The 21353-nt window shown below is 58.2% G+C and carries 14 protein-coding genes and 12 pseudogenes; 13 read left to right on the top strand and 13 right to left on the bottom strand.

Going from position 1 to position 21353, the window contains the following annotated elements; translation table 11 throughout:
* Positions 1-431, bottom strand: a pseudogene (locus AB4Y34_RS37835) (transposase); the annotation flags it as partial.
* 174 nt (positions 432-605) lie between these two features.
* Positions 606-698: pseudogene (locus AB4Y34_RS37830) on the bottom strand (IS6 family transposase); the annotation flags it as partial.
* Between the two features lie 225 nt (positions 699-923).
* Here AB4Y34_RS37830 and AB4Y34_RS37825 point away from each other — a divergent pair.
* Both AB4Y34_RS37825 and AB4Y34_RS37820 read left to right on the top strand, forming a co-directional pair.
* A complete protein-coding gene (locus AB4Y34_RS37825) occupies positions 924-2186 on the top strand; it encodes a glycerophosphodiester phosphodiesterase family protein (RefSeq protein WP_176370172.1) in 1263 nt (420 codons plus the stop codon).
* Between the two features lie 74 nt (positions 2187-2260).
* A pseudogene (locus AB4Y34_RS37820) lies at positions 2261-3214 on the top strand (IS5 family transposase).
* A gap of 227 nt (positions 3215-3441) precedes the next feature.
* Here the strand turns inward: AB4Y34_RS37820 and AB4Y34_RS37815 are convergent.
* From AB4Y34_RS37815 to AB4Y34_RS37805, 3 genes and pseudogenes are all read right to left on the bottom strand, one after another.
* Positions 3442-3882 (bottom strand): annotated as a pseudogene (locus AB4Y34_RS37815) (IS6 family transposase); the annotation flags it as partial.
* An 84-nt stretch (positions 3883-3966) separates the two neighbouring features.
* Positions 3967-5208, bottom strand: a complete 1242-nt coding sequence (gene ltrA, locus AB4Y34_RS37810) for a group II intron reverse transcriptase/maturase (protein ID WP_368718915.1) — start codon at positions 5206-5208, stop codon at positions 3967-3969.
* Between the two features lie 534 nt (positions 5209-5742).
* Positions 5743-6003, bottom strand: a pseudogene (locus AB4Y34_RS37805) (IS6 family transposase); the annotation flags it as partial.
* A gap of 697 nt (positions 6004-6700) precedes the next feature.
* Here AB4Y34_RS37805 and AB4Y34_RS37800 point away from each other — a divergent pair.
* Entirely contained in the window at positions 6701-7327 is a 627-nt protein-coding gene (locus AB4Y34_RS37800; RefSeq protein ID WP_255215368.1) for a hypothetical protein, read from the top strand.
* A gap of 6 nt (positions 7328-7333) precedes the next feature.
* On the opposite strand, the pseudogene AB4Y34_RS37795 reads toward AB4Y34_RS37800, so the two are convergent.
* Positions 7334-7546, bottom strand: a pseudogene (locus AB4Y34_RS37795) (DDE-type integrase/transposase/recombinase); the annotation flags it as partial.
* A 41-nt stretch (positions 7547-7587) separates the two neighbouring features.
* Between AB4Y34_RS37795 and AB4Y34_RS37790 the strand changes: the two are divergent.
* The 4 genes and pseudogenes from AB4Y34_RS37790 to AB4Y34_RS37775 form a co-directional block, all read left to right on the top strand.
* Positions 7588-8318: pseudogene (locus AB4Y34_RS37790) on the top strand (IS6 family transposase).
* A gap of 212 nt (positions 8319-8530) precedes the next feature.
* Positions 8531-8827, top strand: a complete 297-nt coding sequence (locus AB4Y34_RS37785; RefSeq protein WP_176370054.1) for a hypothetical protein — start codon at positions 8531-8533, stop codon at positions 8825-8827.
* 1829 nt (positions 8828-10656) lie between these two features.
* Positions 10657-11961 carry a group II intron reverse transcriptase/maturase gene (gene ltrA, locus AB4Y34_RS37780; RefSeq protein ID WP_368718914.1) on the top strand — a complete coding sequence of 435 codons (1305 nt, stop codon included), beginning with the start codon at positions 10657-10659 and terminating at the stop codon, positions 11959-11961.
* Between the two features lie 85 nt (positions 11962-12046).
* Positions 12047-12591: pseudogene (locus tag AB4Y34_RS37775) on the top strand (reverse transcriptase domain-containing protein); the annotation flags it as partial.
* Between the two features lie 83 nt (positions 12592-12674).
* On the opposite strand, the pseudogene AB4Y34_RS37770 reads toward AB4Y34_RS37775, so the two are convergent.
* A pseudogene (locus tag AB4Y34_RS37770) lies at positions 12675-12845 on the bottom strand (SDR family oxidoreductase); the annotation flags it as partial.
* Positions 12846-12871: 26 nt separating this feature from the next.
* Here AB4Y34_RS37770 and AB4Y34_RS37765 point away from each other — a divergent pair.
* On the top strand, positions 12872-13393 hold the full coding sequence (locus tag AB4Y34_RS37765; RefSeq protein ID WP_368718913.1) for a helix-turn-helix domain-containing protein: 522 nt from the start codon (positions 12872-12874) through the stop codon (positions 13391-13393).
* Positions 13287-13925 (top strand): IS630 family transposase, encoded by a 639-nt coding sequence (locus AB4Y34_RS37760; RefSeq protein WP_368718912.1) that lies wholly within the window; start codon positions 13287-13289, stop codon positions 13923-13925. The genes AB4Y34_RS37765 and AB4Y34_RS37760 overlap by 107 nt, the downstream gene beginning before the upstream one ends.
* A gap of 30 nt (positions 13926-13955) precedes the next feature.
* On the opposite strand, the pseudogene AB4Y34_RS37755 reads toward AB4Y34_RS37760, so the two are convergent.
* The 5 genes and pseudogenes from AB4Y34_RS37755 to AB4Y34_RS37735 form a co-directional block, all read right to left on the bottom strand.
* Positions 13956-14510, bottom strand: a pseudogene (locus AB4Y34_RS37755) (SDR family NAD(P)-dependent oxidoreductase); the annotation flags it as partial.
* A gap of 146 nt (positions 14511-14656) precedes the next feature.
* The gene (gene phaP, locus AB4Y34_RS37750; protein WP_176369993.1) at positions 14657-15223 is read right to left on the bottom strand and encodes a TIGR01841 family phasin; all 567 of its coding nucleotides are present in this window, start codon (positions 15221-15223) and stop codon (positions 14657-14659) included.
* Positions 15224-15469: 246 nt separating this feature from the next.
* On the bottom strand, positions 15470-15667 hold the full coding sequence (locus AB4Y34_RS37745; protein ID WP_176369994.1) for a hypothetical protein: 198 nt from the start codon (positions 15665-15667) through the stop codon (positions 15470-15472).
* 1847 nt (positions 15668-17514) lie between these two features.
* Positions 17515-17814 carry an isoprenylcysteine carboxylmethyltransferase family protein gene (locus tag AB4Y34_RS37740; protein ID WP_176369995.1) on the bottom strand — a complete coding sequence of 100 codons (300 nt, stop codon included), beginning with the start codon at positions 17812-17814 and terminating at the stop codon, positions 17515-17517.
* Positions 17787-18029 carry a hypothetical protein gene (locus AB4Y34_RS37735; protein ID WP_368718911.1) on the bottom strand — a complete coding sequence of 81 codons (243 nt, stop codon included), beginning with the start codon at positions 18027-18029 and terminating at the stop codon, positions 17787-17789. Before AB4Y34_RS37735 ends, AB4Y34_RS37740 begins: the two co-directional genes overlap by 28 nt.
* 264 nt (positions 18030-18293) lie before the next feature.
* Here AB4Y34_RS37735 and AB4Y34_RS37730 point away from each other — a divergent pair, with 264 nt between their 5' ends.
* From AB4Y34_RS37730 to AB4Y34_RS37720, 3 genes are read left to right on the top strand one after another with little or no spacing between them, the layout of a single operon-like run.
* Positions 18294-18602, top strand: coding sequence for a transposase (locus AB4Y34_RS37730; RefSeq protein ID WP_255215355.1), 309 nt, complete (start codon positions 18294-18296; stop codon positions 18600-18602).
* Positions 18603-18660: 58 nt separating this feature from the next.
* Positions 18661-19290 carry an IS3 family transposase gene (locus tag AB4Y34_RS37725; protein ID WP_309235204.1) on the top strand — a complete coding sequence of 210 codons (630 nt, stop codon included), beginning with the start codon at positions 18661-18663 and terminating at the stop codon, positions 19288-19290.
* Positions 19277-19429: an integrase core domain-containing protein gene (locus AB4Y34_RS37720; protein ID WP_255215357.1), complete on the top strand. Its 153-nt coding sequence runs from the start codon at positions 19277-19279 to the stop codon at positions 19427-19429. The genes AB4Y34_RS37725 and AB4Y34_RS37720 overlap by 14 nt, the downstream gene beginning before the upstream one ends.
* 306 nt (positions 19430-19735) lie before the next feature.
* Here AB4Y34_RS37720 and AB4Y34_RS37715 read toward each other — a convergent pair.
* A pseudogene (locus AB4Y34_RS37715) lies at positions 19736-20695 on the bottom strand (IS5 family transposase); the annotation flags it as partial.
* Between the two features lie 41 nt (positions 20696-20736).
* On the opposite strand from AB4Y34_RS37715, the pseudogene AB4Y34_RS37710 reads away from it, so the two are divergent.
* A pseudogene (locus tag AB4Y34_RS37710) lies at positions 20737-21353 on the top strand (IS6 family transposase); the annotation flags it as partial.

Genomic DNA, 21353 nt, shown 5'->3' with positions numbered 1-21353 from the left:
GCGCTTCGCGCTTGAGGCCTTGATCACGCCCGCGCGCTTCGCCGCTTCGATCGTCTCGGCCAGCAGTTCTTCAACGCCAGCTTCACCCAGGCGCTTACGCCAGCGTGTCAGGCTCGACGGATCGATCGGGGCTCGGTCTGCAAATACGTCCCGCCGGTGAAGACCTGCCAATACGGGTTCTCCACCCATTGCCAGACCACTTCCTCGTCCGACAGATCGAACGCATGCTGCAGATACAACAAGCCAGCAATCAGTCTCGGTGACGTTGCCGGACGACCCTTGCGTGAGACAAAGCTCGCGCTCATCGACGCATCCAGTTGATCCCAGTTGATCAGATCGGCCAGACGCACCAAAGGATGCTTCAGGTTGATCTGCTCGCGCAGAGGATGCCGGAACAAATCGCCTTCGCTCACCGCTGTCTTCGGACCCATCCAGACCTCGACATGCAGGAAACTACCCACAATCTGCCAGGTTCCTGCAAATGCATCAACAACTTTCCGCTTCAAACCCTTGCTGCAAAAGGCTCTCCGGAATGTTCAGGTCCGACTAAGTAGTCCGTATCGTATTGGGACTTTACTAACCTCTCATTCTTACCGCGACAGAACCACATACCACCGCACACACAGCAGGATCGCGTCCAACGGCGAGTGCAACCGCTTGAACACCGTTGCCAGCACCGGCCTCAGGATCTGGAGGATTGAACGCTTCCGCGGAGATCGGCCTTGCCTTCCTTGTCGAGAGGAAGAGTGCGTCCTGTTTGGGCCGTGCGCGACGTCAGCTTTCCGACAAATTTTGGGCATTTTGTTGCAACAGCACCGCAGCCGCGCTGGCCTGCACGACTATTTGCAACCTCAGTTAGCCAAGAGTTCAAGTACTTCATCGCTAGCATAGTTATTGCTTATAGAACACATCAGGGGAATGCAATGGAAAATCTCGCTGTATTCGTGTATTCCCCAAACACTACGACAGGCGAAAGTTTATTCAATGACGACATTTTGACAACCGAAGGAAATATCGCGATGAGATCTTTTGCAATCCAGCGGAGGCGTCGGCTGCTTGGCGCCGCTTTCTTTACACTTATAGCACTTTCAGACGCTACCTTCGCAGATGGCCCGCAGCACTATGACCCGGAGCGTATTCTCGCGGCGTTCAAGAACCCGTATACCGGCCCTGGTGAAACGGAGAGGACCGTAGGCATCGTTGCTCATCGTGGCATCGTTGGCAGTGGCTGTCCCGAAAACTCGCTTTGCTCGATTCAAAATACCTATAACAACGGTATCGAGGCTATCGAACTGGATGTCAAACTAAGCAGCCAAGGGACACCATATCTCTTCCATGATAATAACGTCGGACGCGTTGCTGCCGGCTCCGGCTTTGATATCTTTACAGGCGAAGGGTGGAATGCCGATGTTCGTTCGCTCGACGATGCAGCGCTCAACAGAATAATGTTGCGCGATAAGCAATTTAGTATCACGGGATACGATGCCCTCTCTCTTGAGGAGGCTTTGGACAGGGTGAAATCAGACTACCCTTATATGTTAGTGATACTCGATCTCAGGGATTTGGATGCTGTTTCTCGTGCGGCGGATATTGTCATTGATCGAGGTATGCAAAATACAGTGGTACTCAAATTCTTTGCCAGGCTTGTGGCGGCCGAGCCTGGAAATATCGTGAAACACACGAAATGCGTAGCCTTTGCATCAATGATTTACGCTAGCGACGAAGACGAACTTTCAAACCAGTACAAGCAGTTGAGCTGCGGAGTAGCTGCGGATCACTATCGCCAATGTTTGGTGGAATCTTGGTTGGATGAGGCCAGCAAGCAGAGTAATTTCGCTTGGATCGAAGTCGGCAACAAGAACCCCGCAAACGGAGACCCCACGTATGATCTAGTTAAGCATGTCCGTGCCGGACGCAAAGCCATGGGAACCTTTACGCCGGTAAAGGAGTACCGGCAAGATCAGAACGACGGTAAATGGTACGTAAAAATTGATGGTAAGTGTTGCTATAGCCTTGACGAGCACCTGACACATACTGCCCATTTCGGTACGGAAACGGCGGATAATCGCCCCAACGTTCAGCTACAACTTGATAGCGGTTTCACGTCGATCACAACAGATGATCCATTGGCTGCCGCAGCTGCCGCAAGCCGTTCGGGAATGCGCGACACCAGTCGGTATTATTAGCTGGTCTGCAAAAGTCCTAGCGCTGAAGTCTGGTTGGACTATCCTGGGAGAATGCAGGTTTAAGGGGTACCTCGATGACACAGCTTGGTCTTGGTCTGGATCTTTCAACGAAACGCACGCGCAAGCGGGAATTTCTCGATGAGATGAGGCGCGTTGTGCCATGGTCGAGGTTGATTGCGTTGATCGAACCGCACTATCCAAGGGGTAAGACTGGAAGGCCGCCGTTTCCTATTGCGACGATGCTGCAGATCCACTTCATGCAGCAGTGGTTTGGTCTGTCAGACCCGGCGATGGAAGAGGCGCTTTATGACGTGCCGCTGTATCGTGAATTTGCTGGGCTGGACGAGGGTATGACGCGTTTGCCGGACGAGAGCACGATTCTCCGGTTCCGTCACCTTCTCGAAACGCACGGCCTGGCTGCGCAGATGCTCACGCTGGTCAATGAGATCCTGAGCGAGAAAGGCTTGATGCTGAAGGTGGGGTCGGCGGTCGACGCTACCTTGATTTCCGCACCCACTTCGACGAAGAACGGCTCTGGTACACGGGAGCCGGAAATGCACCAGACGAAGAAGGGAAATCAATGGTACTTCGGGATGAAAGCGCACGTCGGCGTGGACGCAGAGTCGGGCCCGGTCCACACGGTCATCGGCACAGCCGCCAACGTTCATGACATCAATGCGGCCGAAGCGCTGTTGCACGGCCAGGAAATGGATGTGTACGCTGACGCCGGATATCAGGGTATCGAAAAGCGCTGCCAGGTAAGCGCGGTTCGCTGGCATGTCGCGATGCGACCCGGCAGGCGCAGACAACTGGACCTAACCGATCGGCTGGACGCGATATTCGATCAGATTGAACGCCTGAAGGCCGGCATCCGCGCCAAGGTTGAACATCCGTTCCGCGTCCTCAAACAGCAGTTTGGCTATACAAAGACCCGGTAGCGAGGGTTGATGAAGAACACCGCCCAGATCACGACACTATTTGCTCTGGGCAACCTGTGGATGGCACGCAAGGCTTTGTGGGACGCTTGAAACGCTCGCAGATTCAGGCCGCGAATCTCGGCAAACAGTGGTCGTCACGCTTCAAAAGCTAGACGACCAACCTGCCAGCAGACTCTCATGGCTGATACGACGCAAGTGGCAAACGGCCAACTCTCTGAAAACGAGTTGTGCAGACCTTCCCTAGGCTCAGGGTCCAGTTCGGGTTCTGTCGCGGTAAGAATGAGAGGTTAGTAAAGTCCCAATACGATACGGACTACTTATCCAGCCAGTGAATAGGGTTGCTGTGCGGGATTCTGATCGACACCACCATCGTCCATCTGCCCCTTGACGATCATGTGCATAACTTCGATGCCGCCCAACAGGATGCGGGCACAACGAAATTTCTTAAATCCAAGCATCGGTCGGGTCCGGCGCTTGATCGCCCGATGATCCTGTTCGATGATGTTATTCAGATACTTTTTCTGGCGGACCTTGATCGGTACATCCCGCGGGGCGTTGATCGCTTGCAAGGCAGCCAGATTCGATCCGCTCTTGTCGATCGTCACGGTCTCGGGTTCGCCATTCTGGTCGATTGCCTTTTCGAAACAGGCCCGGGCTGCAGCCTTGTCCCGTCGGGCTCGCAGCAGAAAATCAACGGTGTTGTCTGCCTTGTCGACAGCCCGGTAGAGATACCGCCACTCACCCCTGATTCGAATGTAGGGGTGAGTAGACCCGGGGAATTGCGCCCCGAGTCTCTCGCAGAACCGAACCGTGCGTAAACCTCTCGATTTACACGGCTCCCGTTATCCAACCTGTTTCCCCTGATACTGCCAGTGCGCGAACTCTCGCGGGTACGCCTGCCTCATCTTGCGTAACCACTCCTCACTGCACCGTTTGTGCCGTCGCAGTGTTTTGTACTTGCGCTGAACCCAGCGCACGAGCTTTCGGTCGAGATACCGACTCAACTCATGCATGGCTGTCCGATGGAAAGCCCCGTAGTAGTTCCACCAGCCACATATCGTGGGATTACATCGCTCAGCGAGTTCGAACAGTGATTTCGACGTTTGGCGCTGCAACCGCCACCCCCGCATCGTCTGTCTCATCCGTTTCAGGGCGTCAAGACTGACGCCAGGTACAAAGCTGGTCGAGACCTGCCCGTGCCTAGTCAACACCCTTCGCGGACGAAACTGAAAGCCCAGAAATGTGAAGGTCACATTCGGGTAGGTTTGGGTGGGACTTCTGTCCTTGCAATACACGATCTTTGACTTTTCAGGATGCATCGTCAACCCACATTCCGCCAGCCGCGAGGCAATGGCGTGCATAACCTCTTGTGCCTGCTCCTGGCTACGGCAATGGACCACCGCATCATCGGCATAGCGCGCAAAGGGACACTGCGGGAAGTGACGCTGTATCCAAACGTGCGCATAGTGCATGAACAGATTCATCAGGATCGGACTGACCGCTCCCCCCTGCGGGGTACCGCGGTCCCGCGGCAAGCGGGTACCCTGTGCAGTTTCGAATGGCGCAGTCAGCCACCTCTCGATGTACATCAGGATCCAGTCCTCTTTGATGTGATTGCGTACCGCTTTTAGCAAGAGGCCGTGATCGATTTGATCAAAGGCCGCCTTGATATCAAACTCCACCAGCCAGTCGAACTTCCAGCACCTTTGTCGGGTGATGGCGACCGCCTGCTTGGCCGATTTCCCGGGCCGGTAACCATACGAATCCGCGTGGAATAGTGGATCGAGAATCGGCTCAATGAGGAGCTTGACCGCAGTCTGCGCCACACGGTCACTCACCGTGGGCACGCCCAACTCGCGAATACCGCCCGTTGCCTTTGGAATCTCAACCTGCTTGACCGGTGGCGGGAAGTACGACCCCGACGACATCCGGTTCCACAGCTTGAACAGATTCTTCGGCAGGTCCTGCTCGAACATCTCGATAGTTTCCTCATCGATGCCGGCAGCACCCCGGTTGGCCTTCACTCGCTGGTACGCCTCCCAGATCGTTCGCCTGGCAATGTCATAAGGTTTCGTTGATGTCATGTCACTCCTCCCCGACAAGCAGGTTGGTAACCTTCGTCAACCGGATAGCGCTGCGCCTTCGGTCCACCCTCATTACAAGGGCTTCAACACTACTACGGGCAGCTCCGCCCCTCGTTGCGGCATCGGTATTCTTCCTCATGGTGTTAGCCATTTGTCATTTCCCTTTCCATCCGCAACAAGGTTCTCACGTTCCATACCGAAGCCTGTATTAAGCTCATGCCGCCTCTACGCCGGCTGCCTGCCGCCAGGTCCGTAAACAGGTCTCGTCCTGACTGATCCTGGAGCGACGAAATGCCCCCAGTTTTGACAGCACCTTGACGAATTAACGACGCATCATCGAACGGTTTGCTTTCGCTCATCTTCTCAACACATACCTGCCATCCTTATGGATGACTTTTCCATGGTCGCTCACCACCACGCCTTTTGAACGCAGCAGCACCGGGCGGTTTGAAGCCTGCTCCTGCAAGCCGGCTTCGGGACGCCTACTCCCATCTTCAGTACAGCATCACAAGCTTTCGCTTGTGTTCGTGACACACTCTTGTCCATCCTCCAGCTCCTGCCGACCGTCCGTTTGCGCCGTCGAAACGCCTTCTCCAGGACCGGCAACAGTTTGAGTGCCCAACGATGAACGGTCGAATGGTCGACCGCAAACCCGCGCTCGGCCATCATCTGTTCGAGATGACGCAGGCTCAGCGGATAGGTCACGTACCACCGAACGCACAGCAACATCACGTCCAGCGGGTAATGCAAGCGTTTGAGTACTTTTCCCACACCCGGACTCAGCTTCTCGGTCATCGATCACGTCACGCATTAAGGCCCGTCAGCATAGCAGACCGAGTTATTGCGACAGATCCCTTCAGCTTGCTCATCGCGGGGCATCAGTTCGTTTTGTTCCGACAACTCTAACCCATTCGCCGACCCAATTTGCACCATGAGCCTCGTGGCATTGGCCCAAGTATTGCTTGCTTCGGCAGTAGATTGAATGACGACTGAGCACGACATCAAGCCTCAGGCGATCCAGTAACAGCGAGCGTTTTTGCCTCCGCGGCCAACACAGTTGCGGAGCCTGCGCTTGCACCGAACCCGCGACCCCTTTGTTGAGGGAATGACCGGGGGACTATGTACACCCGCGAGGAATGCCGCCATCTCGCGTTCGAATGGATCGCGGCGACGTACATCGCGCTGGTCGAGCGTGGCTAACTGAGGATCTGGAGCGTCAAATGAGCGTTCTTAACCCCAATCACCGGGGAATGCGGGCCACTGAGAATCAGTGGCCCAGGATTGCAGCACGCCTGCTGATAAAGTTGCCTCGCGAGGGGGCGCGTGTCACGGTGGTTGTGACGGCCGCTGGCGAGGCGTCATGGAACCCAGACGCGGGTACGAGGCGGTTCTGGACGGCAAAGGGCGGACGGCATGGATTCGACTGGGCGACGGCTGAGCCGTGCGAGGGCATGCGCGTCGCGTTCTATCGGGAAACACCTACGGAGGCAGCATGACCTGCATTGTGGCACTGACGGATGGAAAGAAGGTCTACATGGGTGCCGATTCGGCAGCGGGTGGTTCGTACATTACGGTGCGCGCCGACCCCAAGATTTATCGGGTGGGGCTGTTCCTGATCGGCTTCACTACGTCCTTCAGGCTGGGTCAGCTGCTGGGCCATAACCTGACCGTCGGGCCGCGCCCTGAAGGCACCGACGTGTTCGCCTTCATGTGCACGACGTTCATTGAGGCGGTACGAGAGTGCTTTACCCGCGGCGGATACGCGCGGAAGGAACACGAACGGGAATCGGGTGGCACTTTTCTGGTTGGTTACGAGGGGCGCATCTTCCGGATTGACGGCGATTATCAAGTTGCTGAAAACGCCGCAAACTTCAATGCCTGTGGTAGCGGCGAACAGGCTGCGCTGGGCTCGCTGCATAGCACCGCCAGCATGCCGATGCTGCCAGAAATCAGACTCGAACGCGCGCTTGCCGCAGCGGCCGAATTTTCACTGGGAGTCCGTGGCCCGTTCCGGATAGAAGTGCTGGACGGCGGCTTTGTTCAGCAGGGTCCTTGCACGGCGACGGGTGGGTTCTGTCGCGATAAGGATGGCAGGCTGAGCAAGTTCCCATATAGATAGGATTGCTTATGTCGCCAACGAGTAGAACTGAGCGGCTGCCGTTTGGTCATCGCCGTCATTTTTCATCTGCCCCTTGAGAATCATATGCATCACCTCAATACCAGAGACAATGATGCGCGCACACCGAAAATCCTTGACGCCCATCATCGGTTTGATGATACGTTTGATCGCTCGATGGTCCTCCTCCACGACGTTGTTCAGGTATTTGTTCTGCCGGAGGCTCTGTCAGGTTGATGGAGAGGGGGCGGTAGAATGAGGTGATGAAGAAGACAAAACTGCTTTATCACGGCCACCGCTTCCCTGCCGTCGTCATCAGCTGCGCGGTTCGCTGGTATTTCCGGTTCAGCCTGAGCCTGCGCGACGTTGAGGAGTTGCTGCTCGAGCGTGGTGTTGTAGTCACGTATGAGACGATCCGTTGCTGGTGCGAGAAGTTCGGCGCCAGATTCGCCCAGTGCGCCAAGGCCGCGCGGCGCAAGCCGGGCAGTACGTGGCACCTCGACGAGATGTTCGTGACGCTGCGCGGCGAGCTGTATCTGTTGTGGCGAGCCGTCGATGAGCATGGTGCTGAACTGGACGCGCTGGTGCAAAAGCGGCGCGACAAGGCAGCGGCAAAGCGCTTCTTCCTCAGGATGCTGCGTTCAAACCCGGTGCCGTGCAAGATCGTGACCGACCAGCTGCGCAGCTATGCGGCGGCGAAGGCTGACATTCCCGAACTCGTGCATGTGAAGCACGTCTTCGTTAAAGCGGCTGCACGGGTGACAATCGTGCCGAGAACAGCCACCAGCCGACCCGCAGGCGGGAGCGCCAGATGTGCGGCTTTCGCGAAGCACGTCGCACGCACGCGTTTCTCTCATGCTTCGGCCCGATCCGGCAGCACTTCGCGTTGCCCAGACACCAGATGAACGCGGCATGTCATCGGACCGCTCTCCAGAAACGTTTCGCGACGTGGCATGATTGGACTGTCACTGCGGCCGCAGACAGGACTAACTAATAAGGATAACTACTCGTATGCCACAAAGACCGATTACATCGGCCAACCTGACAGAGCCCGGAAATTCCATGGAATAACAGCTGCGGTAATGATGTGGCGGCGAAAGCGAATGGATCGAAAAGCGCTATTGATTTTTGGAAAAAATTGCTGATAGTGGGGGCACCGATACGAATTTGGCGCATGAAGCGAGTTCTAGCGGAGCCTCCTCATTTGTGGACAAACCTGACTGGCAATCGCTGGTCTACGGAGCTTCAACCGACGACAAGCGAGATATTCCGGATGTCAGTGTATTCGGTGGCAGCTATGCTAATAAAATATACGCGATTGTTTGCACCGTTTACACAACGGTGGACAAGAGGACAAAGAAATCAACCACGCATGACGGTTGCGCTGATCTGGCGGCCAATAAAAGCGATTATTCGCCAGAAGGTATGGTGGGAACCTCGCTGTCAACGCCCATGTTCGCCGGGATCCAGGCGCTGGTGAATCAGAAGGAAAAAGGGCGCTAGGGCGTAGCCGCGGCGACGCTTTACCAACTCGCGGCGCAAGAATATGGCTCAAGCTCGAAGCCGCTAGGGACCTCTGCCGGATGCAATTCTGACTTTGGACCAAATGGCACCGATACGTGCGTGTTCCACAATGTGACGCGCGGGACCAACTCGGTCAATTGCGACGCAACGGTCGGCAATACAAACTGTTTTGTGTACGACAAAACCTATAGCTATGGATTGACGTCGCTTTCAACCAAGAAATACATCCCAGCTTACGCTGCTGGTCAAGGCTGGAATTTTGCAACGGGACTCGGCAGTGTGAATGCAACGAATCTCGTGGATGCCTAGGATAAGTACAATAAAGGTGTTGACACTCAGATAAAAAATTAAATTCTGCCGGAGTCGTCACGTTTTTGTGCCGCCGTGGCGACTCTTAAGGGCGATCAGGTCGTTTTTGTTCGATACCCGGTCCGCGGCGCGGGGGATCTTCGGAGTAGGTCTTCGCGGACGCACAGAGCGCCGGCGACGAGCAGGTTGAACAGGCGACGACTGATTGTCTTACCGCGCGACCCCGTTGGCAGGCAGCGTAGTGAGTGCCTGCAGCGCAGCGTGCGAATGTCTCATATCGGCAGGTCAGCAGACCGGTGCCCGTGGTGACTCAGTGACTCGAACGGGTCGAGGCCGTGTGAAAACGTAAAAGTACTCAGTTTTCGGGTGTCGCTTTACCCTTCCCAACGCACCGCCAAGCCAACACAGCGTGATCTGGAGGGTCGCCTTCTTCGAACTCCGCGTTTAGCCTGCGTTTTCACACGGGCGCGCCGGGAGACCGGCAAGGAGTAGGTGGTGCAAGTCCACTGCGATGAAGGAATAGCGAACCACATCGGCCCCGAGCCGTGCGCAGGCATCCGCGAGGATGTCGGCGAAGCGTCGGCAGGGGTACGTGCAGGGCAGCCTATTGAGTCACGATAGAAAACTGATCCCGGGTGCCGATGCTGTCTGTGTAGCGGAAGGCAAAACGTCCGAGCGCGTAATCGCGAGCGCCCGGATGACCCGGCGTGGTCGTAGAACCTGGCATGTGCGCATGCTCCTTGTTCGGGAACCGGGAGATCTCCAGTCTGGCCTGTCGCAGGATGGACAGGTCCGCATCGGGAAGGCGAGGAGCCGTAGCCGATGATGAACGGACGGGAGAAGTCAGACTCCGCCATAGTGTGCGCTGGGCAGCGCGTTGTTCCGGAGGGTTGAAGTCCCTCTGGCGCTCGGATGAGGGGCGCCATATCCGAAAGCGGGGGTAATGCCTCGCTGGCCGGAGAGAGGTGGGAAGGTATGGAGACGTCTAACTGGGCACGAAGGCGAAAGCCGGAAACGGACAAGGCGGACCTGAAGCCATCATCTCGCAGTATTCCGGAGGGCAGGGTGTCCGCCGTGAGGCGGAATCCGAAGGGCATGAGGAGAAGTACCGGGCCGTAGTCGATGGGGGCTGCCCCGATGACGAACCGGTCGGCCAAAGGTGGGGCAAGGTCGAGCCTGCACTATGGAGGCGAAGGCGTTCTCATTCACCCACCGCACCAAGGTGTTTGCGGACGGCACGGTACGGAAGAACAGCGTGTGACCCCAGGAGAACTGGCACAGTCCGCGGGCGGCGCCGCGGGAAGCAAGCCTATAAGCGAGGAGCGAAGTGGTGAGCGGTGCTGTGTCAGTAGTCGGACGGCTGAGTAGTACCTGAAGCGTGGCCAAAACTACGTGACCAAGCGATCGGCGACAGAAGTGGGTCGGGGAAGGCGGCCGGCGAAGATGATTGGGAAGAACCCGGACGACAGTGAGTAAGGACACGGAGGAGGATCAGTTCCATGAGCGAAATACCCGTACATCCGCGCCCGAGGAGACTGTCTGACTGGATCAACCCGATGGAAGCGAGGAAGGTCCACTCATTAATTGACAAGGTTTATCAACGGAAGAATCTGGAAGTCGCCTGGGAGCGGGTCCGGGCCAATCGGGGCAGTGGCGGTGTCGATGGAATCAGCGTGGCAGACTTTGCCGAACAGGCGGACCAGCATCTGGACCGTCTGCAGGCAGAACTGCGTGCGCGGACCTATCAGCCGCAACCGGTCCGGCAGGTCTCGATCCCGAAAGCCGGCAAACCGGGGGAGTTCCGCCAGCTCGGCATACCGTCGATTTACGATCGCGTATGCCAGCAGGCGCTGCTCAACCGTCTTGAGCCGATCTTCGAACCGGTATTCGATGACGCCAACTTCGGCTATCGGCGAGGGCGATCGACACACGACGCTTTGCGCAAGATCTGGAAGGAGATCGAGGGCGGCAGGGACTGGATTGTTGATGCTGATCTGAAGGACTTCTTTGGATCAGTTGACCATGACAAACTTCTGTCGCTCATTGCCCAGCGCATCGCTGACGGTCGGGTACTAAGCCTGATCAAGGCGATGCTTAAAGCCGGCAGTTTCGGCAAGGGTCGTCTCTTTCCGAGCGAGCGTGGAACGCCGCAAGGTGGGGTCGCTTCACCGCTGCTCAGCAATATTCTCCTGACGCCGTTTGATCGGGAGATGCGGCGCAAGGGCTACCAGCTTACCCGTTACGCGGATGACTGGGTGATCACCTGTTCATCCCAGGCAGAAGCGCGCGCAGCCCTCGCGGCGGCGACGAAGATTCTGAGCGCACTGGGTGTGCATCTCCATCCGCAGAAGACGCGGATCGTGCATGTCCGGTTTGGATTCGAGTTTCTCGGCTACAAGATCAAGCGTGGGCGGCAGTTATCGCTGCCCTCCGCCAAAATCCGCAGTGGCGCCCGGTCGGGTGCGCTGTACGCGTACCCCCGGGAGAAATCGGTCCAGCGCTTCATGGATCAGGTGCGTCGTCTTACACAGCGATGTGTGCCGCTTCGAACACGGGAGCTGATTGGAAGGATCAATCCCATCCTGCGGGGCTGGGGGCACTACTACAAGCGCTCCCACGTCCGGCGAATCTTCAACCGGCTCAACCGATGGATCGTGCGGCGTATCTGGTCGCATCGATTCAAGCGCTGGCGCAACATGGGCTGGAAGGTCTTGCCCGAGGCGCGGCTCTATGGCGAGTTCGGGTTGGTCAACCTTGTGCAACTGATACCTTCAATTGCGTCCCAGCATGCTGCATCTTCGTGAAAGCTGCATGCCGGAAAACGGCACGTGCAGTTTGCGCGGCGGACGGAGGCCAGCGCGTCAGCGCGCCTCCTCCGACCCAACAGCGATGAAGCCTGCGAACAAGGCTGGGGAACCAGCTGCGGAGTGGGCGGAGCCAAGGGCGGGGACCAAGGGGAACACGGGGCAGCCACGCACGCACCGGGCGCAGAACCGGGTAAGCGTGCCACAGGGGCTGGCACGTGTACGGCAAGCTGCAAGACAGCGGAAGAAGGAGCGGTTCACCGCGCTTCTACATCACGTCACGGTCGACCGACTTCGGATGACATTCTTTGCGCTCAAACGCAATGCGGCTCCTGGAGTGGATGGCCTGACGTGGCGGTACTACGAGGCAGGACTGGAAGAGAATCTCCAGCGCCTGTTCGCGCAGGTACAGAACGGAGCGTATCGGGCACACTGCCTGTCCGGCGACAGTACATACCAAAGCCGGACGGCAAACAGCGCCCGCTGGGGATTGCCGCGCTGGAAGACAAGATCGTCCAGCGGGCGGTGGTGGAAGTGTTGAACGCGATATACGAGGAAGACTTTCTTGGTTTCTCGTACGGGTTTCGGCCTGGGCGTAGTCAACATGATGCGCTGGATGCGTTGGCGACGGCGAGCGATGGTATCCGGCGCTCGCGGGCAACGATCATTCTCACCATTTCGCAGCATAGAGCCCCCGCTTTGGCGCGGTCTCGATTGATCGCGATGTTGGCTCCAGTCACGAAAGCGGCCCCACGTGAGCACAGGTACAGAACAAGCGCAGCCACTTCGTCCGGCTGCCCGAGGCGTCCGACCGGAATCTGCGGGATGACCTTGCTGTCCAGAATGTCCTGGGGCACCGCTGTCACCATCTTCGTGGCGATATACTGACGAGTGCACCAAATAGTGCGTTATGCGTTATATGGGCATAAAGACGAAAACTGATGCCCGCAAATTGGACGGCGCCACGCAGGCGCACCTGAGAAAAATGGTGGTGCAGGCCGTGCGTGACGGCATGACGCAGATTGCGGCGGCGAAAAAAACCTACGGGGTGAGCCTGCGAGCAGTAAGCAAATGGATGAAGCTGGCGCGCGACGGCGGCCTGCGGGCGCTGCGACCTGGCAAGCGAGGCCGCCTGCCGGGAAGTGGTCGGTTGAATCACCGACAGGCTGTGAGAATCCGCAGGTTGATCATCGAGCGGCTGCCGGATCAACTGGCGCTGCCGTTTTACCTGTGGACGCGCGAGTCGGTGGCGCGACTGATCGAGCGGGAGTATGGCATCACGGTGTCGGCGTGGACGGCCGGCCGATACCATGAAGGCATGGGGCATGAGTGCCCAGAGGCCTGTGCGGCGAGCGTACGAGCGCAACGATGCGGTGATCGAACGCTGGCTGAACGAAGACTATCCGCAGATCGCGAAAGAGGCGAAGCGTGAGAAAGCAACGATCTACTGGGGTGACGAGATGGGCTTGCGTAGTGATCACATCAGCGGCACGAGCTTCGCGCTTAAGGGCCAAACGCCGGTGGTGCGCGCGACAGGACAACGCTTCGGCTGCAACATGGTTTCGGCCATTACGAACCGCGGGGAGTTGAGCTTCATGGTCTTTGAGGGAACCTTCAGGAACGCGACGTTCATCGAATTCATGAAACGCATGCTCAGGCAGGCCATGCGCAAGATCTACCTGATCGTCGATGGACACCCAGTGCACCGATCGGTTGCCGTCAGGCAGTTCGTCGCCGATAACGCCGAACGTCTGCGCCTGATCCGGCTGCCGGGGTATTGTCCCGAGCTGAACCCGGACGAACTCCTGAATCAGGATGTGAAAACCAATGCGCTCGGCAAGAGCCGACCGACCAGCAAGGCGGAAATGATCGGCACTGTCCACCGGCATCTGCATCGTCGACAGAAGGAGCCGCACGTGATCCGCAACCTGTTCAAGGAAAAGCATGTCCGCTACGCCGCCTGATCAAGTGCGCACTATTTGATGCACCCGTCAGTAACCGGGCGAGATCGTATTGACGGTGACGCCTTTCTTCGCCACCTCGAGCGCCAGTGACTTCGTGAAGCCGTGCATGCCGGCTTTGGCGGCGGCATAGTTCGCCTGACCGAACCCGCCCTTGCAGCCAATGATTGACGACACGTTGATGATGCGGCCCCAGCCTCGTTCAACCATGCCGTCGCACCACGGTTTCGTCATGTTGAACACCGAGTCGAGATTGGTGCGGATCACCGCATCCCAATTGACTCTGTCGAGTTTTTTGAAGCTGGCATCCCGTGTGATGCCGGCATTATTGATCAGGATGTCGACCGGGCCGACCTCTGCATTGATCCGTTCCGCACATTGCTGGCACGAGTCGTAGGCGGCGACATCGACGGGATAAGTGCGGAACCGCCGCCCGTCGGCTTCCATGCGGGCCAGCCACCGGTCCGTGCCGGTATTCTGTGGCGAGCAGGTGACCACGACGGCATAGCCGGCGTCGTGCAGTCTGATGCTGATCGCCTCACCGAGTCCTCCCATTCCGCCTGTGACCAGGGCAACCTGCCTCGTCATTTCACTTGTCTCCGGTAAAAGGGAGGCGATCCTCGCTCATGCAGAACTGCGAAGTCCGCCCGATGGCCGTTCAGACATGCCGCTATCAACAGGAATCCTTTGTATGCTGCAACTGACCGAGGGGGGCGTCAGGCCCGCGTCGGCGGTTATCGCCTGGCGCTCGCCGACGCTTGCTCGGCAGTGCGCCGGGCAGTCTTCGATGCGGCGGTCGCGGCGGCGTTAAGGCTGCTTTCGGCAACCAGCACCGCCTGCTGGCTGGTTTTCTGCAGGGTTTCGATCAGCGTATGGGTGGCGCCAATCGCCGACTTCCATCCGGCGATGGCGGCTTCGGAACCCGCTGGTGCGCTTCTGGCAACGGCCTCGACGAGCGTTTGTACCCGGAGGTTGTACGCTTCGTATTGTGCCTGCGCGACCTGCGCGAATCTGCCCTGGGTGGCTGACACAATCTCGAACAGCTGACGGCTGTACAACTGCACTTTTTCTGCCGTCGGCGCAACGAAAGCGGCTTGTAGCGCGAGCCATGCTTGCGGATCCTGGATGGAGAAGGCCTTCAGTGCGTTTTGCTGGGCTTCCGCCAACGTCGACTGGATCGTTTTCAGATTCAGTTCGGTCAGCCGTTCCACCCCTTCAACTACCTTGGTGGCTAGCCCGTAAGCGGTGTCAAGGTGGGCCTTCTGGGCTGCAGCAAGCTGCTCCGGGGTTGATGGATTCATTGCGAACCTCCCAAAAATTGGCCGGCGCCTTTCCGATCAATCGGATAGAAATGGGGCGCGCGGTGGTCGTGTGGATGGGCTGGTGGGTGCAATGCGAACAGCGTATTGCACCCGTCAGTATAATTCATAGTAGTACTGATTGTATTCCCGGCTCACTTATTCCGATGATAAGGAACTTCATTGCTTGCCGGGCGCAGATGGGCGCTGGATTTTATGGGGCAGACAACGATCCGCTAACGGAAGGCATCAGCTGAACCGCGTGACAGCTTTGAGTACAGAAACGCCGTCGCGGGTTATCAGGGGGCGTTGCTGGCCGGATGGGAGTGTTTCCAATGCAACAAGTTGGTGTTCGAGCAAAATATCCAGATCTGCACGATCCAGCCCGAGTTGATCGGGAGCGTCCTTGACCAGCATCAAGGTTGCGAACTCATGAGGACTCAGCATCATTGTCTCCTGTTGATAGGTGTCAATTTGCTGGAAAGCTCAACCGTTCTCGCGTGACCACCGTGACGCGACCCGCGAAAGGTGCCTGTGCGCATGTGTCACGCTACCCGGATGCCGGCTGCGCGCCCGGGAATTCATCTTAAGGTGTCACCCTCCGCACAATCAATATGCGGGATTTAACATTTTTCTTACGATTGTATTCGAACGGTGGTCTTCCGCCTGCACACATACGGGCGCGCCCCTCGCCAGTAAAGGCAAGGCGTCTGAAGATTTTCAGAGGGACGGTTCGCCAGTTTTCCGCACCATCGTTCAGAAGGGTAAACGACAACTCAGTTTGTCTGATAATAGTAGGCGCCCCCGATCTGGAGCGCAACATCTGTTCGCATAAAGTGTACGTCCCGCCAAGGACCGCGCGCTCTTTGTGGGACAGGTGGTGAAACACCTCAGGCCTCATCGGTTGCCGGTCTGAAGCATCCGGACTTACGTCAAGAATGCGACCTGAGGCATGCGCAGGTCCCCCTCCTTGCGCACGCACATAGGCTTTACCTCGTCGAAGGGACATCATTTACAGTCAGCGAACGCGTTTATGGATAGGGGGCGTTTGAATCCAAAATGATGGTTCGGGCACGTGATGCACAGGACCAGTCAGGTTGCGTGACACAAAAACTACGGCGCCCGTAGTCGAGGTTCTGCCGCAAGCACGATCTTCGCCCCGACTGGCGATGGATGTAGCATTTGTTTAAAACTTGTTTGCGGGATGAAATGAGCGCGAACCCGCTGATCGCCGGTTCCCCTTTTGCGCGTCGGCTCTGTCAGGCTGACGCTTTTTTTCGTCAGCTGCGCGTATTCCTCTATGCCAAACGGCGCCCGATCAAGGTTCGAATTTCTGAATTCAGGGAGCACGGTGCGTCTGAACGACCCGCATTACGTCCAGACTGGGTCCCGTCGACGGAAGTTTGCAATCGGCGTAGGTACGGCCACCGGCCGACGAACTTACGGGAGTGGCACTCAGACGGATGACGACCGTTTCCGACTGTTGTTGACGGCGTGACCCGCAACAGCCTTTCGGCTATTTTGAGCGACAGACCGTGCGATCGCGACGCACCCACCGCGCGCCGCTCATGAGTGCACCGCAAGGGGGGCTCTTTCCGGTGCAGGCTGTCGCCGCAGGCGAGCGGCTCATCAGGGACAACCCCCAGCCGCGACGTTCGTCGGTTTTTCCGTTTCGGCCATACGCCATAGCGCCGCAGCCCGTGCGTACTCAAGGCGTCCCGGCGTTCAGAACGCAACTAACCGTCGAGCGCGACCGACCTTCCGCTGAGCTTCGCCACACCCCCGTCTGGCAGAAGGAGGGGATAACAGGCGACGATATCGTTGACAGGGGTACGTGCGGGCCAGCCATTGAGCCGCGATAGTTTACTTATTCTGAGTGCCGACGCTGTTGACAAGGCGGAAGGCAACACGACGGAGCGCGATATTGCGAGCACTCCGTTCGGCTCGACGTGGTCGAAGACCCTGGCACGCACGCTCCTTGTTGGGAACCGGGAGATCGCCAGTCTGGCCTGTCGCAGCAAGGGCAGGTCCGCATCGGGAACCCGTTGAGCACTTGTGCAGTTCGCGCTGACCGTCCCGAAGCAAAACCTGCGTATTGTGCAGTCACGCGACGTGCAGAAGCAAAACCTGCCTATTGTGCCGTGCCTCCGATACTCAGGGCGCGACCAGTCCACGCCTCGGTAAGCATCAGGCGCGGCTAACTCGCGGCTAACTGCCTGTTCCGTCATCCTATGATCGCCCCGGTCGGACCGATCCGGAGGATCGAGCCGGTCGCGAGACGCGGCGCAAGCTGTTCAAAACACGCCGTAGATCAGCCCGTAATGCACGCGCCTCGTGTACTCGCGGTAAGCGGCGTCGTTCGAAAGCAATTGCTCCTCCATGACGATCCGAACGACTTGCAGCGTCCATTGCGCCACAATGACGATGAGATTGTGCATGCCGAAGTTGGCCGCGAGAAAACCGATGTCCGTGACCAGATAGCCCAGGTACAGCGGATGGCAGACGACCCGATACGGTCCAGCCACGACGACACCACGATTGGCCGGCAAAAGACCGAACGAACGCCCTAGCGACCACTTTGCATGGATCTGCACCAGAACCCCGGCGACCTGTTGTATGACTGCCGCCAGCCATTCAGGAACCAGCTTGAGGCACGCTTGCTCGGAACGCGGGCAAACACGGCCAGCACGACGGTCAGCACTTCGGCAAACGCGAACACCAGCAGCGTGATCCGTGATGGATCTCTCACGTATTGATGAATGGTCGCGGCGACGAATAGCCCTAGCAGCGGCACGGTAAGCGCTCGCAAAACGATTTCTGCCGTAAGTTGTACGCGCGTGAGGACCTTATTCATGGATCGTGAATGTAGCGTTGGTTCATGAGTATCACTGCGCGAGACGCGGTGGAACATACGCCCCGTAGTAAGGGCCACCCTGTCCAGAGCCTCCGGTCTCTTTGAGATTCGTTGTCAGATGACCCTGAATATAGAGGTGGCCGCGCAAATTCGGACAGCCGCATAAGTGGATTGACCGGGGCCTGAGCCAGCGATAATGCAGGCAAAGGAACCGAGGACATGACGAAGAGAACCCGAGGCACACACTCAGCGGCGTTCAAAGCGAAAGTGGCGCTGGCCGCAGTCCAGGGCGAGCGCACACTGGCCGAACTGGCGCAGCAGTTCGACGTGCATCCGAACCAGATCACGGAATGGAAACGGCAGTTGCAGGAGCGCGCGGCCGACGTATTTGGATCGGCTGGTGCCGCATCGAATGAACCGCCGGTAGACGTGACGACGCTGCACGCCAAGATCGGACAGCTCACCCTGGAGAATGATTTTTTAAGCGGCGCGCTCACCAAGGCGGGATTGCTGAGCGCAAAGCGATGATTGACCGTAGCCACTCGTTGCCGATCTCGCAGCAAGTCCGGCTTGTCGGTATCGCAAGATCGAGCGCGTATTACCAGGCGCAACCCATGAGCGACGCCGACCAAGGCTGATGCGCCGCATCGACGAACTGCACATGGAGTTTCCGTTTGCCGGAGCACGGATGCTGGCGCGCCTGCTGCGCCGGGAAGGCCATGAAGTGGGTCGCCGTCGCGTGCGCACGCTGATGAAACGCATGGGCGTGGAAGCGCTGTACTGCAAGCCGAGCACGAGCCGGCGCAATGCGCAGCACAAGGTCTGGCCGTACTTGCTGCGCGGCATGAAGATCGAGCGCGCCAACCAGGTGTTCGCTCTCGACACGACGTACATTCCGATGGCGCGTGGCTTCGTGTATCTGACGGCAGTGGTGGATTGGGCCAGCCGCAAGGTTCTCGCGCATCGGGTCGCCATCACGCTGGAAGCCACGCACGCCGTCGAGGTGCTGGAAGAAGCGTTCGCCCGCTACGGGCTGCCGGACATCGTGAACACCGATCAGGGCAGCCAGTTCACGGCGGGCGCGTTCACCGAGGCCGTGCTCGGCCGGGGCGTGCGGCTGTCGATGGACGGAAAGGGAAGCTGGCGAGACAACGTGTTCGTCGAGCGCGTGTGGCGCAGCATCAAGTACGAAGAGGTCTACGCTGAGAGCGTATGAGTCGGTCAGCCATGCCCGGCGCTCCATCGGCGAATACATCGAGCTGTACAACCGGAAACGGCCTCATTCGAGCCTGGCGGACCGCACACCGGATGAGGCGTACTTCGCGACGCTGCCTGCGATCAAATCGGCAGCATGATTGCCTCGGACGTTCCACTTATAAATCTCAGAAAACTGTCCGAACCAGCGAGGCCACCTCTCATATTTACCGCTGCCGCCGACCGACGCATCGATATGGAAGGCGGCGAAACCGACAATCGCTTCTGTCGACGACGCCAGGGTTTGCACAAACCGGTAGCAGCACATCGACGTTGACAGGAACCGAGCTGTAGAGCGTCGTCTTGGAGCCGGGTACAAGCCAGACGGAATCGCCGATGTTCAATCCAGTCGGGTTTCCGCTGCTCATGAGTCGGGTCTGAATAATTCGTTTGGTCGGCGCTTGCCCTCAAGCCTGGAAGTCGACGGTGATTGATCGGCTAAGCCAGGCGATCAGAACAAGGGCGTAAAAAAGCCTCAGCTTTCTGAGGATCATCCTCAGGTTGTGGCCAGCGCCGCACAGCACTGCGTGTATTGCATCGCCGGGTGCGCCTTTGAGCCAGTTCCGGTCGAGTTTGCCGTCGGCCTTCATGTGACCAATGGCAGGCTCGATCGCGCTTCGCCTTTGGATCATCGCGCGCAGGCCCCTCGTGATTCCGCGTCGCAATCCCGGGTGGTAGATCTTCACCCCCTCGACAGCGACACCCTTGTAACCGCGATCTACAATGGCGACGTCGGGCTTCACATCGCTCAAGATCGCCGCTTGCTCCAACGCTTCAGCCAGCGTGTGACCGTCGTATGGGTTACCGGGCATCGAGCGGGCGCCAACCACAAACCCTTCCTTGTGTGTCGTCGTGATCGACACTTTCACACCGAATTCGTAGGGCGTGCGGGCTTTGCCTTTCGCCAAACATTCAACTTCTGGCGCATGCAGTGCGTACCGCTTGTTTTTGTCCTTCTGCTTCTGAGACAGGATCCGCCTCGTGCGGCTGATCAATTCCTGCAGCGCGATGCGCCCAGTATCGGCGACTGAATCGAACTGACGCTCGACATCACGCATCACCCGCCCAACGCGCGAGCGCAACGTGCGCAGCGCCTTCTTCATGCGCTTGAACTGCTTCGCATGGGCGTAGCGGCCAATCTGAAGTGCCACGTGCGGCGCCTCGCGGTTGTAGTTCTGCCGCAGCTTCAACCCGTGCCGTGCCGCAGCCTTCACCAGATGTTCGCGACACCGTTCGAGCAGACGCGAATCGGTTGGATGGGCGACCGCCTTTTGCATGACCGTCGTGTCAACGATTACGCGCTTCGCGCTTGCGGCCTTGATCACGCCCGCACGCTTCGCCGCTTCGATCGTCTCGGCCAGCAGTTCGGCACTGTCACGTTGGCGAGGTAGTCACGTAAGATGTCACGATGAAGAAAAGAAAATCGCTTTATCATGGCCACCGGTTCCCGGCGGCAATCCAATCATTAGTCTCGCGGTTCGGTGGTAGTTGCGGTTCCAACTTGGCCTGCGTGATATTGAAGAACTGCTGTTCGAGCGCGGTGTCGTTGTCAGTTACGAGACGATCCGCCGCTGGTGCGACAAATTTGGCGCGGGCTTCGCACATCGCGTCAAAGCTGCTCGCCGCAAACCTGGCCGCACATGGCATCTTGACGAAGTCTTCGTTACGTTGCGCGGTGAGCCTTATCTGCTCTGGCGGGCAGTCGACCAGCACGGCGCCGAACTCGACATCCTGCTGCAGAAACGTCGCGACAAGGCTGCAGCAAAGCGCTTCTTCAACCGCGTGCTGGCCGCCTGTCCCGACGCGCCAGGAAGGATTGTCACCGATCAGCTTCGCAGCTACCCGGCAGCCAAGGCCGACATCCCCGAACTGGCGAACGTCAAGCATGTGTTCGTCAAGGCTGCGGCCCGGGTGAACAACCGGGCAGAGAATAGTCATCAGCCTACGCGTGAACGTGAGCGGCGCATGCGCGGATTTCGCGGCCCGAAGCGCACGCAGGATTTTCTCTCCAGCTTCGGCCTGATC

The organism is Paraburkholderia sp. BR10954, from assembly GCF_040965775.1.
In the GTDB taxonomy this organism is placed as follows: Bacteria; Pseudomonadota; Gammaproteobacteria; order Burkholderiales; family Burkholderiaceae; genus Paraburkholderia; species Paraburkholderia youngii.
Note: the sequence above shows the minus strand (reverse complement) of the source record. Positions and strands in the feature narration are given on the sequence as shown.

Coding starts and splice junctions, on each gene's coding strand:
- AB4Y34_RS37760 (WP_368718912.1), top strand. CDS start 13,287: ATGAGTGCCCAGAGGCCTGTGCGGCGAGCGTACGAGCGCAACGATGCG.
- ltrA (WP_368718915.1), bottom strand. CDS start 5,208: ATGACATCAACGAAACCTTATGACATTGCCAGGCGAACGATCTGGGAG.
- AB4Y34_RS37745 (WP_176369994.1), bottom strand. CDS start 15,667: ATGCTGAGTCCTCATGAGTTCGCAACCTTGATGCTGGTCAAGGACGCT.
- phaP (WP_176369993.1), bottom strand. CDS start 15,223: ATGAATCCATCAACCCCGGAGCAGCTTGCTGCAGCCCAGAAGGCCCAC.
- ltrA (WP_368718914.1), top strand. CDS start 10,657: ATGAGCGAAATACCCGTACATCCGCGCCCGAGGAGACTGTCTGACTGG.
- AB4Y34_RS37730 (WP_255215355.1), top strand. CDS start 18,294: ATGACGAAGAGAACCCGAGGCACACACTCAGCGGCGTTCAAAGCGAAA.
- AB4Y34_RS37765 (WP_368718913.1), top strand. CDS start 12,872: ATGCGTTATATGGGCATAAAGACGAAAACTGATGCCCGCAAATTGGAC.
- AB4Y34_RS37800 (WP_255215368.1), top strand. CDS start 6,701: ATGACCTGCATTGTGGCACTGACGGATGGAAAGAAGGTCTACATGGGT.
- AB4Y34_RS37825 (WP_176370172.1), top strand. CDS start 924: ATGGAAAATCTCGCTGTATTCGTGTATTCCCCAAACACTACGACAGGC.